The sequence below is a fragment of the Occallatibacter sp. genome (assembly GCF_049802275.1).
Classification (GTDB): domain Bacteria; phylum Acidobacteriota; class Terriglobia; order Terriglobales; family Acidobacteriaceae; genus Telmatobacter.
Window position 1 is genome coordinate 1 of record NZ_JBARMD010000061.1, and the last position, 14319, is coordinate 14319.

Consider the following 14319-nt stretch of genomic DNA (forward strand, 5'->3'; position numbering starts at 1 on the left):
CTATGACTCTGTTTAGCCATGGGGACCTCCATGCCGGCAGAGCGCCCAGGGCACGAATGCGGAAGCAAACTCCGAATCGAGATCGCCGCCCGAAGACGGTCGTTGTCACACATCTGGATCGTCCGACATCCAATTAACTCCCACATCGCCGTCCACCTGCCGTCAGCCTGCGGTGAGTCTCCGTTCTCACTGTCCAAAAGATTGCGGGCAGGCTCTTGGGTCCGAATCCAGTTCCGAAAAGTGGAACAGCGATGCAACTCAACGTGAAACGCGGGCGTCCCTTTTGTCAGGGCTGGAGCTGCCAGTGCCGTCAGCAGCAGCCTCAACAGAAAACATTTGGACCAAGAACCCGGGCAAGAACCGGAGCCGAGGCTGCATGATTTGAGCGAAGCGATTGGCGACTATGGAATGATTGGCGATCTACGCACCGCGGCGCTAGTTAGCGCGACCGGAAGGCTTGCCTGGCTGTGCTGGCCCGACTTTGATTCGCAGGCTTGCTTCGCCAGCCTTCTTGGAGATGAAGCGAATGGAAGCTGGCTTCTTGCTCCCAAGTCTTTCAACTGCTCGGTCCGCCGTTATCTTCCCGGCACTCTTGTGCTGGAAACGACCTTCATTGAGGCCACGGGGGCGCGCGTCGCGGTCACCGACTTCATGCCTTTGGGGAAGCGACAGTCAAGCGTGGTGCGCATCGTGCGGGGGGTTGCAGGCAGGTCGCGAATGCGAACCTGCTTTGCTCCGCGCTTCGATTATGGCAATGCGCAGCCACGCCTGGAGCAGTTGGAGGATTGTACCTGGAGCGCGGTGACAGGCCCGCATCGTATAACTCTGCGGACCAACGTGCAGCTTCGCTGTGAAAAGGGAGATATTGAGTCCGAGTGGCTCGTGCACGAAGGCGAAACCAGCTTTTTCGCGCTGCAACACAGTAATTCTTATTTGGAGCCAATACCGTCGGCGATTAACGCCGAACACGCAGAGCGAGAAACTATTGCGCACTGGTCTGAATGGACTTCGCGAAGCACCTATCAAGGACAGTATCGGGACGCTGTTGAGCGTTCGATGCTCACGTTGAAAGGCCTCACGAGCGCGGAGTCGGGTGGCTTCATCGCGGCGCCGACCACGTCACTTCCTGAAAAGGTTGGTGGAAGGCGCAACTGGGACTATCGATTCTGCTGGCTGCGCGATACAACCTTCTCGATTTTGGGCCTGATGCATTGCGGATATAGGACCGAGGCCAAGGCGTGGCTGGAGTGGCTCAGCCGATCAGTGCAAGGAAATCCAAAAACGCTGAAGACTCTTTATGGTTTGACCGGGAAACGGGAGCACAGCGAATGGGAGGCCAAATGGCTTCCCGGATATCGGGGATCAAAGCCGGTGCAGATCGGCAATAAGGCATCTGACCAGCTACAACTGGACACTTTCGGGGAAGTCATGGACGCGCTTTATCGCGCACGCCGCATGGGCCTCTACCCGTTGGAAGACAGGAGCGGTCGAGCGCTGGAACTTCCGCTGCTGGAACACCTGGAAAAGATCTGGACAGAGCCGGATTGCGGTTTGTGGGAGTTTCGCTTGGGACCGCAGCAGTTCACGCAGTCGAAGGTGATGGCATGGGTGGCGTTCGATCGCGGCATTCGCATGGTGGAGAAATATGGAATCAAGGGCCCGGTTGATCGGTGGCGTAAGATTCGATCGAAGATCCACAAACAGGTGTGCGATCGCGGATTCCATCGGGGCATGAACAGCTTCACGCAAGCCTATGGTTCCAAGCACGTGGACGCGAGCCTTCTTCTGCTCCCGCTGGTCGGCTTTCTCCCGCCGTCCGATCCCCGGATTTGCGGCACAGTGAAGGCGATCGAAAAAAATCTTCTTCGGAAGGGATTGTTGTTGCGCTACGACACGAAGCGCGTGACCGACGGCCTTCCCGCTGGTGAGGGCGCATTTCTGGCGTGCAATTTCTGGCTGGTGGACGTCTACGTTGTGCAAGGACGAATGGCCGAGGCGAGAGCTCACTTTGAACGGCTGCTCAAGTTCCGGAACGATCTCGGACTTCTGTCGGAGGAGTACGACGCAAAACAGGGCCTTGTCGGGAATTTTCCGCAGGCTTTTTCGCACGTTGCGCTAATCAATTCTGCTTTGGCGTTTGAGTTAGGAACATCGGCGCGGCTGCTGGATCTGGATTCGACCCAGTCGAGATAGCGGGCAGCACGGTTCCGCGTCTGCGCATCAGAAAAAATGACAGCGGATTTGAGCTGCCGAACTCGGGCCCATCTTGCTCTCCCCACAGCAGGCATTCACAATGATTTTCGGAGAAGCAGTTGCCGCGAAGCCCGCGGCCGCCTACCCGGTTTTTGCTCCCCATTCCCCCTACGCTCACAGCATCGCCAGCCTTGGGCATGGAGTGCTGTATGTGGCGCTGGGCATTTTCCTGGTGGTTGTGGGGCTAGTTGCATACTGCACGCACAGATTCCGCGAGAAGCCCGGACAGGCCACGCCGAAGCCCGTGTACGGCAATGTCAAGCTCGAACTCGGCTATACGATCAGTTTTGTCGTCATTCTCGGGATAATTTCTGTGTTCTCGATTCGCGCGATGGAAGCGTCCGATCCTCCCGCGAACCGGGCGATCAACATGTTGATCGTAGCCCACCAGTGGTGGTGGGAAATTCATTATCCGAATACGGGAATCGTAACCGCCAATGAGATCCACGTCCCGGCGGATCAGCCGGAGTATGTCGGTTTCCGTTCGGCGGATGTAATTCACGATTTCTGGGTTCCGGAACTCGGCCGCAAGATCGACATCATCCCGGGCGTCGAAAACCACAGCTGGTTCTCCGCGGACGCTCCGGGCGTTTACTACGGTCGCTGCGCGGAATATTGCGGAAAAGAACATGCCTGGATGCGCATCCGGGTCATCGCGCAGACGCCTTCGGACTTTGCACAATGGGAGCGGGATGAGCAGAGCACTCCTTCGATTCCTTCTACGGGGCCGGCGGCGCGGGGCGCGCAATACTTTCTGCAGATGAGCTGCGCCAGTTGCCACGCCATCCGCGGAACCGCGGCACATGCCCGCATCGGGCCTGACCTCACGCACGTTGCCAGCCGCGAAACACTGGCGGCGGGTCGGCTGCAGAACACGCCGCCCAACCTGGCCGCGTGGTTGCATGATCCCGACCTGATCAAGCCCGGCAGCAAGATGCCGAATCTTCATCTGACAGGAGAGCAGCAAGATTCGCTTGTGGCGTATTTGGAGACTTTGCGATGAGTGAAATCGCCGTCCAGCCTTCTCCGATTGAGAACCTGGCCGAATTTGAAAACAAGCATTCCTTGCTCGCGTGGCTATCGAGCTGCGATCACAAACAAATTGGCGTGCTTTATCTGTTGACGGCACTGGGGTTCTTTGTCGTCGGCGGCTGCGAAGCGCTGTTCATGCGCATCCAGCTTGCGGTTCCGAACAATCACTTCCTTAAGCCCGAGACGTACGACGAACTTTTCACGCTGCACGGTACGACCATGATTTTTTTGGTCGTCGTGCCCACGCTTCTCGGTCTATCAATGTATCTTGTTCCGCTCATGATTGGCGCACGGGACGTGGCCTTCCCGCGTCTGAACGCCCTCGGCTACTGGCTGCTTCTCTTCGGTGGGATTTTTATTTATTGCAGCGTCCTCTTTGGCAATGCGCCGGATATGGGCTGGTTCAGTTACGCGCCCCTGAGCGAGAAACCATACTCTTCGCAACCGGGCGTAGATTTCTGGGCGCTGGGCCTGCTGTCGATCGGGATCGGCACGGTTGCGGCGGGAATCAATCTCATCGTCACCATTTTCACACTGCGAGCTCCGGGCGTCACGATGAAGCGTCTCCCACTCTTCGCCTGGATGACGATGGTGAATTCGTTTCTGATCGTGATTGCATTACCGGCGTTGAATGCCTCCCTGGTGATGCTGCTGATCGATCGCGGGCTCCATGCGCGCTTTTTCACTCCCGATGCGGGGGGTTCGCCGATCCTGTGGCAGCATTTCTTCTGGTCCTTCGGGCACCCGGAGGTCTATATCATGGTGCTCCCAGCCTTCGGCATCATCTCCGAGGTGATCCCGGTATTTTCACGGAAGCCGATTTTCGGATATGGATTCGTCGCGGCTTCGACGGTGGCCATCGCACTGCTTAGCTTCGCGGTATGGGCGCATCACATGTTTGCCGTTGGCCTCGGGCACTCGATGGATATCTTTTTCGCTTTCGGAAGCATGCTGATTGCTGTGCCGACGGGAATCAAGATCTTCAACTGGGTTTTTACCATGTGGGGCGGCGCGATTCGCTATACCACCGCGATGAAGTTCGCCGCGGCATTCCTGATTGAATTCACGATCGGCGGACTCAGCGGCGTTGTGTTCGCCGTAGTGCCAATCGACTGGCAACTCACCGATACCTACGTGATTGTTGCGCACATCCACTACGTGCTGTTTGGCGGGACCATGTTTGCGGTGTTCGCCGGAATCTATTACTGGTGGCCCAAAATGACCGGCCACTTGCTCTCCGAGAGATTGGGGACCTGGCACTTCTGGACAACCGCCATCGGCTTCAACGTGACGTTCTTTGTTCAGCACATGCTGGGCTTTGCGGGGATGACTCGCCGCATATGGACCTACCCCAATATGCCGCAATGGGGACTGCTGAACATGATCTCCAGCGTGGGCGCATTTTTGCTTGCGGGTTCAACGCTCTTCTTTTTCGCAAACATGCTGCGTAATCGCAAGCATGGAAAGATCGCGGGAAACAATCCCTGGGAAGCGTGGACGCTCGAATGGGCCACGTCATCGCCGCCTCCTGTTTACAACTTCGCCCAGGTGCCGCCCGTACACGGGCCGCGTCCACTTTGGGATCTGCATCACCCGCTGCAACAAGATCGCTATTTGAAGGAGCGATCGGATGACAAACAAAGGCCAACAGCACCGGCGCGGAGCAAACACTCCGGCATTGAAGAACATGAAATAGCAGAATTCGCGGGAGGAGCCGGCAGGTTCCTCGAAGGGCTCCTTCGAAAGAAGGCCTTGTTTGCAGTGTCGCTCTTTCTGGCATCCGAGGCAATCTTCTTTGCTTGTCTTATCGCGGCATATGTCTACTACACCGGTTCGTCCCTGCAAGGGCCGAATGCTCACACTGTGCTCGACCCACTTAAGACCGGCTTCTACACGGCGTGTTTGCTCGCCAGCAGCCTGACAGTGTACATGGCGGAACGGGCACTGCGCAGGGAAAAGCGCGGCCTCGCCCTATGGCTGGGAGCGACCATCTTTCTCGGCGCCGTCTTTCTCTACGGTGAAATGCAGGAATATCGCAAACTGCTGCATGAGAACGTCACGGTGAGCCGGGACCTGTTCGGCAGCACCTACTACACGCTCACAGGCTTTCATGCTCTTCACGTCACCGTCGGACTGGTTTTGCTTGGGACGATCCTCGTGATTTCGCGGCGAAGAAGGATGGGTAAACGTCAGCGGACGGCGCTGCAATGTATCTCGTCCTACTGGCACTTTGTGGATGTTGTGTGGATTGCCGTCTTTTCGGTGGTGTATCTATGGTCAACACGATGACTGACACCATGACGACAACGAAATTGCTCACGACTGCGTGGGATTTCGACCCATCTGTCTGTGTTGGCTGCGTAGTGATGATTGCAGTCTTCTTCTGGAAGGTGAAGGCTGCAACGCCCCACAGGGTGTCTTTCGTGCTCGGCATCCTGGTCCTCTTTATTGCTCTCGAGTCGCCGATCGATGTGCTCGGAGATAACTATCTTTTCTGCGCACATATGGCGCAACACCTTTTACTGATTCTGATTGTCCCGCCGCTTCTGATCCTGGGTATCCCGGAAGAGACAGCGCGGATATGGCTACGGTCACCTCGCATTGCGCGCCTTGAGGGAGTTCTAGGAAAGCCAATCGTGGCTTGGTGTTTGGGCATGGGCGTTATGACCGTCTGGCATGTGCCCATCTTGTATAACGTTGCTCTCGCACATGAGGTGGTGCACGTCTTTCAGCATCTCAGCTTCCTGGTTACGGCGACCATGTTCTGGTGGCCGGTGATGCACCCCGTACCCACCAGGAGACTTTCGATCGGACCTGCGATCTTTTACCTCTTCGCGGCTGTCGCAGAGAACTCTGTGCTTGGGATCATCATCACCTTCATGCGCGTTGGACACTATCCGGCGTATCTCTATCCGGTCGATGTCAACCCCGGCACGCTCGGCTTAATCCGCAACGAGGGGGGAATCTCCGCAGCCTACGATCAGCGCCTCGGAGGCCTGTTGATGTGGATTCCTGGATGCTCTGTTTACTTCGTCGCAATGCTGGCAATGATGGCGCACTGGTACGCGGAGCCGGAGACCGAGGAGGATGCTGGAGCGGCATCCGCTTTTGCAGAACTCGAAAGTGAGGTGCGGCATGAGTGAGGAGCGGAACAGAAAGGTTGCGAAACTTTCTCTCATGTTCGCATACGCAGCGACGTTCGGAGTTGCAGCCTGGCGAGCGATTCGGCAAAGGTCGACAAACAAACAAGTGCCTCAGGAAGGCGCGCCGCCAGAGGACGTGCCCATTCTCGCAAAGAGCCTTCCTGTGTTGCCTTCACCGTCAACCAAGGGGGAACGTCTCGATGATCTGTCGCCTGACACTCCAGGCAACGCTCCACTTGATCGCCTGGCGCGCCGTGGCGCGCGAGACGAGGAGAATACAGCCCTCCTTCGTCCGGGTGGAGGAATCGCCGATCCAAAAGCTCCTTTGCCTGACGGGCCTAGCTATCCGTGGACGCATGCGAGCCGGGAGGTCTGCGATCTTCTTGAGCGGCAGAGCCTCGAAAGTAAGCGTCTGACCGGCTGGAGCCTTCCGATGCCGGAGCGGCTGCCGGTTCCTACATGTGCGCCAGCCGTTATGGCGCTTGGCGTCGTGACCTTCGCCATGGGTCTTGCGACGACCTGGTATGTCTGCCTTATCGGGTCCGTAGTTTTTGCAGTCGCGGCGTGGAGATGGACCGGCGAGCTACAAGGAGAATGATCTGGTGGAAGTGGAAGGTGTGAAAATTACGCGTAGACGTCTGCTGATGGCTCTCAGCATCGGATCAGGAGCGTTCGCCGCGACTTTGGCATCCATCCCGATCGTGGGGTTTTTCTTCAGCCCCATGCTTCGCAAGTTTCCTGCTGTGTGGCGTGATGTGGGCTCCCTCGATCAATTTCCGGTCGGCGCCACGGTGCAGATCAACCTGGTCACCTCCGGCGGTCTGCCCTGGGATGGTCCAGCGCAGCGCGTCGGCGCGTGGCTGCGGCGCGACGATGAGCAGAACTTCACGGTCTACTCCGCGACTTGCACGCATTTGGGTTGTCCGGTGCGCTGGATTTCAAGCGCAGAGCTTTTCATGTGTCCCTGCCACGGAGGCGTTTATTACAAGAACGGCGACGTTGCTGCCGGACCGCCTCCGCAGCCGTTACAGCAGTTCCCCGTGCGCGTGCAGCAAGGGCAGGTGCAGGTGCAATGGAAGCCACTTGAAGTCAACTATGCCAAGGCGGATTCGCCATGCAAGGGATGCCCCGGTTCATTCGTGACGCCTGACCGCATTCAAGCTCCGCCGGAGGATGCCTAACCATGCTGGCATTTCTTAAGAACATGGTGGCATGGTTCGAAGATCGAACCGGGCTGATCTCCAAAATCAAGCCGATCATGGAACATCCCGTACCCAGGGAGAGTAAGTGGGCCTATGTCTTTGGCTCCGCTACTCTCTTCTCATTCATCCTGCAGATCGTGACCGGCGTAATACTGGCGACGATGTATGTTCCATCGACCAACAGCGCATTCCAAAGCCTCCAGTACATTCAGGACGCAGCCTTGTTCGGCCATATTGTACGCGGCATGCATTACTTTGGCGCGTCGGCCATGTTCCTGTTCATCGGCATCCACATGCTGCGCGTCTTTCTTTATGCCTCCTATAAATATCCGCGCGAGGTGAACTGGATCTCCGGCGTTCTGCTGCTGATGCTCACCCTCGCAATGGGCTTCACGGGGCAGTTAATGCGCTGGGATCAGAACGCGGTGTGGTCGGTGAATATCGCGGCAAAGCAGGCCGCGCGGCTTCCACTGATCGGGGGATGGCTCTCGCATTTCGTTTATGGCGGAGACCACCTGAGCGGAATCACGCTCACCCGCTTCTTTGATTTTCACGTCTTCCTCATCCCGGCCGCCATCATGGCTCTTATCGGGCTGCATCTGTATCTGGTTCTCTATAACGGCATCTCGGAACCGCCGAAGGCGGGCGCTCCCGTCAACCCAGCGACCTACAAGAAGCAGTACAAGCAACTCCTCGACAAAGAAGGCGTACCATTCTGGCCCGATGCCGCCTGGCGCGATGCATTGTTTGGGACTCTGGTCATCTCCGCCTGCGTCGCGCTCGCCGTTACGATTGGCGCGCCCAAACTGGTGCCACCGGCAGACCCCAGCGTTCTGCGCGCGGACCCTCGTCCCGATTGGTACCTGCTGTGGTATTTTGCCGTGCTTGCACTCAGCCCGCACAGCCTCGAGTCGTACATCATGTTTCTTGCGCCGCTCATTATCTTCGGATCGATGCTCGCTTTGCCTTTCTTCTTCAATCGGGGAGAGCGCAGCCCGCGGCGCCGTCCCTGGGCCGTGGCGTGGGTGATTATCGTGTGTGTCGGCGTGCTGGGATTGTGGCGCGAAGGGAAGGTTGCTCCATGGTCGCCGCGTTTTGAGTCTCCACCGCTTCCCAATTCCTTGCCCGCGACCGCCTCTGCTGCGGCATGGCACGGCCAGGTACTCTTTCATGACAAAGGTTGCGAATATTGCCACGAGATCAACGGTCTTGGAGGTCTTCGCGGTCCCGACCTCTCGAACGTGGGCAACCACCTGACCGAGCAGGACATGATTATCCGTATTTTGAATGGCGGCAAGAACATGCCCGCCTTCGCGGGCATACTGCACACGGATCAGGTTTCGGACCTGGTTGCGTATCTTGAAACGCGCAAGACGCACGCTGGACCCGATATCACGCAGGCGCGATAAGGCGCATTTCGCGAGAGGCATCCTCTCAGAGTGCAATGGACTCTTACGTGATAGGCGCGTGTTTATTGCGGATTGGGTCAATTAATGAATTCATATCCTGTTGTTGCTGTCACCGGCGCATCTGCCGGATTGGGTAGAGCGATCGCCCATGCTTATGCCAAACGAGGCGCGAAGATCGGGCTTATCGCGCGCAATCCTGAGGGGCTCGCCGCTGCCCAGCGTGAATGCGAAGAACTCGGGGGCAATGCCATTTACATTCCTACAGACGTCTCCGACGCGAGCGCTGTGGAACATGCCGCATCGGCGATCGAGGAACAACTGGGACCGATCGACATCTGGGTGAACGACGCAATGGTGAGCGTTTTCTCTCCAGTCAAGGAGATGGAGGCCTCCGATTACAAGCGGGTCACCGATGTTCTTTACCTGGGATTTGTTTATGGAACGCAGGCTGCGCTGCGGCGCATGCTGCCGCGCGATCGGGGCACGATCGTCCAAATTGGATCGGCCCTGAGTTATCGTTCTATTCCGTTGCAGTCCGCATACTGTGGCGCCAAGCATGCCATTAATGGATTCACCGATTCGCTGCGCTGCGAACTCTTTCACGACAGGAGCAATGTGCGGCTGACCACGGTGCAAATGCCGGCGATGAATACGACGCAGTTTAACTGGGTAAAGAATCGCATGCCGCACAACACGCAGCCGGTTCCACCGATCTTCGAGCCCGAGGTGGCGGCCGAGGTAGTAGTCGCCGCAGGCATGGCGAAGAATCCGCGCCGCGAGTATTGGGTGGGGTCGCCCACAGTGAACGCGATCGTGGCGCAGAGATTTGTTCCCGGCCTGCTGGATCGTTATCTCGGCAAGACGGGATACAAGTCACAACAAATCGCAAATGAGCCGCGCGATCCCGATGCGCCGAACAATCTGTATGACTATGTGCCAGGTGCACACAGCGCGCGAGGCAAATTTGATGATCGGTCTAAACGAAGCAGCGCGGAGATCTTTGTCGTGCTCCATCGGCAATGGTTCGCGTGGGCGGCGTTTTCGCTGGTCGGCACGGGCGCAATGATGCTCGGATTGCGGAGCCGGAGATGAGAATCGCCGCGCCGTCTGAGAGCCTGAATGGTTTCAACTCAAACCAAGCTCTTACGGCCGCCACCTGCGCGGCCGTGGTTACGTTGATCCCCGTAGTCGCGCATCAGATCGGCGCGATCGATCATCTCCCCGACCCGCCTGGAGCGATCTTTGCGTCCGATCGAATCACCGAATCGAAATCGGCATATCCGCTGGGCATTCCCGACGGAATTCTCGGAATCACCAGTTACGGCGTCACTCTTGGACTCATTGCCCTCGCTGCCGGCAATCCTAAATCACGCAGGCTCCTAGCGATCAAACTGCTCGGCGACGGGTCTCTCGCGACCTTCAACGTGTTGCGCCAGGTTGTTTCTTTTCGCAGGCTGTGTTCGTGGTGCACTGCAACAGCGGTTTGTACTGCCGCCATGTTGATCGCGGGCCGTCAAATCGTCGCAAGCGAACTGGAAACGGGAAAAGCGGCTGCCGATTTCTAGCGGGAAGCTCTCGGTCGAACTATGAAGCAGGAACATTCCATCACGGGCGGGTCGATCGGTTTCTATACGATCCCTACGGATGCGCCGGAGGCCGACGGCACGTTTTCGTGGGACAGCACCTCGATGGTGCTGGTGCAACTGGAATGCGGTAGCACGCGGGCGCTCGGTTACACCTACGCCGATGCAGGCACGGCAGCCGCAGCTAAAAAGCTGCTCAATGAGATTGTCCTCGGCTCCGATCCTTTCTGTCACGCCGCCACTCTGCAGAAGATGTTGCGAAGCATTCGCAATCTCGGCGAGACCGGAATTGCAATGATGGCTGTGTCCGCAATCGACAACGCAATCTGGGATCTTCGCGCGCGTCTGGTGGGTCTTCCTCTCGTATCTCTCCTGGGACAGGTTCGTGTCGGCATACCCGTCTACGGCAGCGGCGGCTTCACTTCTTATTCTGATCAGCAGCTCTCCGATCAGCTCGGCGGCTGGGCATCGAATGGGTTCACCAGCGTCAAGATGAAGATCGGCAACCATCCCGACAAGGACCCAGCCCGCGTCGTGACAGCCCGAACGGCCATCGGCGGGACGTGCAATCTTTTTGTCGATGCAAATGGGGCGTACACGGTCACGCAGTCGATCGAGCTTGCGCACCGATTTGCGGAGCAGGGCGTCCGCTGGTTTGAAGAGCCGGTAAGCTCCGATCATCTCATCGGACTGAATCAGGTGCGCGAGCGCGCTCCGCTGGGCATGGATATCGCCGCCGGTGAATACGGCTACACGGCGTGGTATTTTCGCGCGATGCTCGATGCGCAAGCGGTCACCGTTCTGCAGGCTGATTGCACACGCTGCGGCGGCATCAGCGGCTTTCTGGATGCGGCTGCGCTTTGCTGGGCGCATAACATGCCGCTCTCTTCGCACTGCGGGCCAAGCATGCATCTACATGTTTGCTGTGCTGTGCCGAGGGCGGTGCACATGGAGTTTTTTCACGACCACGCGCGCATTGAGCGGATGTTCTTCGAGGGGTTCTGCGAACCGGTTGAAGGTTGCATGATTCCCGACCTCTCGCGCGCAGGGATAGGGCTCGAATTCAAGGAGAAAGATGCGGCGCGCTATCGAGCGTAGCCGGGAGATAAGTGCACCTGAGCGCCTCGTTGCGGCGCTCCAAAGATGCGAAATCAGGAGTGAAAAAATGGCCAAGCAGGTTTCAGATTTAGTCGTGGAGCGGCTCATCGAGTGGGGAGTGGATACGATCTTCGGATTTCCGGGAGACGGTGTGGATGGATTTTTTGAGTCGCTGAGAACTCATCAAGACAGGCTCCGCTTTATACAAGTGCGGCATGAGGAGGCTGCGGCTTTCGCGGCCGTCGGGTACGCGAAATATACAGGACGCCTGGGAGTATGCTGCGCAACGTCGGGTCCCGGAGGCATTCATCTTCTCAACGGGCTCTATGACGCGAAGTGCGATCTGCAGCCGGTGCTTGCGATCACCGGGCACACCTTTCATGACCTCATCGGAATGGACTACCAGCAGGACGTCGATCTGGACAAGTTGTATATGGACGTTTCTGTATTCAACGAGCGCGTGATGGGGCCGGCACACGCGGTCAATGTTGTAGATATGGCGGTGCGGACGGCCTATGGCCGCCGCGGTGTCGCTCACATCTGCATCCCCAAGGATATTCAGGAGTGGCCTGTCTCGGACAAGATGCGCAGCAACGCCAATGTAGCAGGGCATAGCGGCGACTGGGCTATGCCCTCGACGGCGCGGCCTGCCGATACACTTTTGCGCAAGGCAGCCTCGATCATTAACGATGGCTCGCGGGTCACGATCATGGTTGGGCGGGGCGCGCTTGGTGCGCGGGAAGAGGTCGCTCAATTGGCCGATACCGTTGGCGGGCCGGTGGTGAAAGCTCTGCTCGGCAAGGCCGTTCTTCCCGATCGCAGTCCTTACACCACAGGCGGACTTGGTCTTCTCGGCACTGCGCCGTCGGTCGACGCCATGGAAGAATGCGACACCCTCATCCTCATCGGCAGCAGTTATCCGTATATTGAGTTTCTGCCCAAGCCGGGACAAGCGAAGTGTGTGCAGATCGAACTGGACCCCACGCGCATCGGTCTTCGACACCAGGTTGATGCTGCATTGGTTGGCGACGCGAAGACGATTCTCCAGGCGCTGCTGCCGCTGCTCAAAAGGAAGAACAATAAATTCCTCAAGAAAGCGCAGGAGCGGATGAAGACCTGGAACGAGCTGATGGAGGAGCGCGGCAAGCGCCAAGACATGCCGATGAAGCCGCAGGTAGTGACGCACACGCTGAACAAGCTGCTTGACGATGATGCCATCGTCTCGTCAGACAGCGGCACCATCGCTACATGGACGGCGCGCTACATCGAAATGCGCGGCGCGATGCAATTCTCTCTCTCCGGCTCGCTGGCCACCATGGCCAATGGTCTTCCGTACAGCATCGGTGCAGCCGTGGCATATCCTAACCGCCAGGTCGTCTGCATCGTTGGAGACGGTGGGCTCACCATGCTTATGGGTGAGCTGGCGACGCTTGTCAAATACAACCTGCGCGTCACAGTAATCGTTATCAAAAACAATGTTCTTGGGCAGATCAAGTGGGAGCAGATGATTCTCGAGGGCAATCCGGAATACGGTGTGGAGTTGGAACCCATTGACTTCGCAATGGTCGCCAAGGCGTGCAGTGCGCGCGGATACACCCTCGACCGGCCGGAGGATGCGGAGAGCGTTCTACGCCAGGCTCTCAACCACGACGGACCTTGCTTAGTGCAGGCTGTCGTCGACCCGAATGAGCCGCCCATGCCCGGCAAGGTGACCACGGAGCAGGCCTACAAGTTTGCCAAGTCCCTGGTTCGCGGACAAAAGGACGCAGTGAAGATCCTCGAAACCGTCGCCGAAGATCAAATCCGCGAGGTGGTGTAAGCGCAGATGGAGACGCCCGACAGATTGATCGGCGACGCGGTGCATGATGCCGAAACCGCTGCCGACTACATTCGCGAGGGCCGGTTTCAGCGGAGCCTCGCCCTGCTCACCGCTGGAACCAGCATCGTTAGCGGCCTGGAAGTAGCGTATGAGCACTATCGCGGTAGCTACAGCCGGCGCGTGATGTACACGCCGGTGATACTGAGTGCGGTCCTCGGCCTGGCCGCAATTGCGGGTTTCTTCAGCCGCCGGGCGGCGCGCGGCCTTCTTCGCCTGGCCGCCTCTGTGACGCTCATCGACGCCGGGGTGGGCTTCTATTTTCATATCCGCGGCATACATCGCAAGCCCGGCGGATGGCGTTTGCCGATGACCAACATGATCATGGGGCCGCCGATCTTCGCGCCGCTTCTGTTTGGCACAAGCGCCTACCTCGGACTGATTGCTTCGTACCTGCAGCGGGAGGATGGAAAACAACTCACTTCCGGCAAGGGGGACAGGAGTGATCGCTGGCTCGCTCAGATCTTGCCTCCACGCGCCGGGCGCGATCTGATCTCAACCGAGCAGGATATTCGCGAAGGTAAATTCCAGCGCCAGGTTGCGAATGTCGCGGGCGTCAGCGCGCTGCTTAGCGGATTTGAAGCTTACTATTCGCACTACAAAAACAACTTTCGCTACAAGGTGCAGTGGAGCCCGGTCATTCTCGCTCCGGTGCTGGCCGCAGCGGCGTTTCTCTCCGTCAAAAAGCGCAGGGTGGCGACTACGGCTTTGCCTGCGCTCTCC

Annotated in this window: 12 protein-coding genes; all 12 read left to right on the forward strand. The window is 58.0% G+C overall.

The genetic code is table 11. The annotated features are described in order from the left end of the window. Window positions 1-381: 381 nt before the first annotated feature. On the forward strand, window positions 382-2193 hold the full coding sequence (locus WA354_RS02015; RefSeq protein WP_472811339.1) for a glycoside hydrolase family 15 protein: 1812 nt from the start codon (window positions 382-384) through the stop codon (window positions 2191-2193). 100 nt (window positions 2194-2293) lie between these two features. After that, window positions 2294-3256, forward strand: coding sequence for a cytochrome c oxidase subunit II (coxB, locus tag WA354_RS02020; protein ID WP_472811340.1), 963 nt, complete (start codon window positions 2294-2296; stop codon window positions 3254-3256). After that, complete coding sequence (ctaD, locus tag WA354_RS02025) at window positions 3253-5574, forward strand: cytochrome c oxidase subunit I (protein ID WP_472811341.1); 2322 nt, start codon at window positions 3253-3255, stop codon at window positions 5572-5574. The genes coxB and ctaD overlap by 4 nt, the downstream gene beginning before the upstream one ends. Before the next feature lie 8 nt (window positions 5575-5582). Further along, window positions 5583-6428, forward strand: coding sequence for a cytochrome c oxidase assembly protein (locus WA354_RS02030; RefSeq protein WP_472811342.1), 846 nt, complete (start codon window positions 5583-5585; stop codon window positions 6426-6428). Next, window positions 6421-7026, forward strand: a complete 606-nt coding sequence (locus WA354_RS02035; protein WP_472811343.1) for a hypothetical protein — start codon at window positions 6421-6423, stop codon at window positions 7024-7026. Before WA354_RS02030 ends, WA354_RS02035 begins: the two co-directional genes overlap by 8 nt. 19 nt (window positions 7027-7045) lie before the next feature. Further along, on the forward strand, window positions 7046-7609 hold the full coding sequence (locus WA354_RS02040) for a QcrA and Rieske domain-containing protein (RefSeq protein ID WP_472811344.1): 564 nt from the start codon (window positions 7046-7048) through the stop codon (window positions 7607-7609). A 2-nt stretch (window positions 7610-7611) separates the two neighbouring features. After that, window positions 7612-9039 carry a cytochrome b N-terminal domain-containing protein gene (locus WA354_RS02045; RefSeq protein ID WP_472811345.1) on the forward strand — a complete coding sequence of 476 codons (1428 nt, stop codon included), beginning with the start codon at window positions 7612-7614 and terminating at the stop codon, window positions 9037-9039. 84 nt (window positions 9040-9123) lie between these two features. Continuing rightward, window positions 9124-10131, forward strand: a complete 1008-nt coding sequence (locus WA354_RS02050; RefSeq protein WP_472811346.1) for an SDR family oxidoreductase — start codon at window positions 9124-9126, stop codon at window positions 10129-10131. Continuing rightward, window positions 10128-10604 carry a vitamin K epoxide reductase family protein gene (locus WA354_RS02055; RefSeq protein WP_472811347.1) on the forward strand — a complete coding sequence of 159 codons (477 nt, stop codon included), beginning with the start codon at window positions 10128-10130 and terminating at the stop codon, window positions 10602-10604. The genes WA354_RS02050 and WA354_RS02055 overlap by 4 nt, the downstream gene beginning before the upstream one ends. Window positions 10605-10625: 21 nt before the next feature. After that, entirely contained in the window at window positions 10626-11720 is a 1095-nt protein-coding gene (locus WA354_RS02060; protein ID WP_472811348.1) for an enolase C-terminal domain-like protein, read from the forward strand. Window positions 11721-11787: 67 nt separating this feature from the next. Then, window positions 11788-13539 (forward strand): thiamine pyrophosphate-dependent enzyme, encoded by a 1752-nt coding sequence (locus WA354_RS02065; RefSeq protein WP_472811349.1) that lies wholly within the window; start codon window positions 11788-11790, stop codon window positions 13537-13539. Between the two features lie 6 nt (window positions 13540-13545). Continuing rightward, the coding region (locus WA354_RS02070; protein WP_472811350.1) for a hypothetical protein at window positions 13546-14319 on the forward strand (774 nt) is incomplete at its 3' end.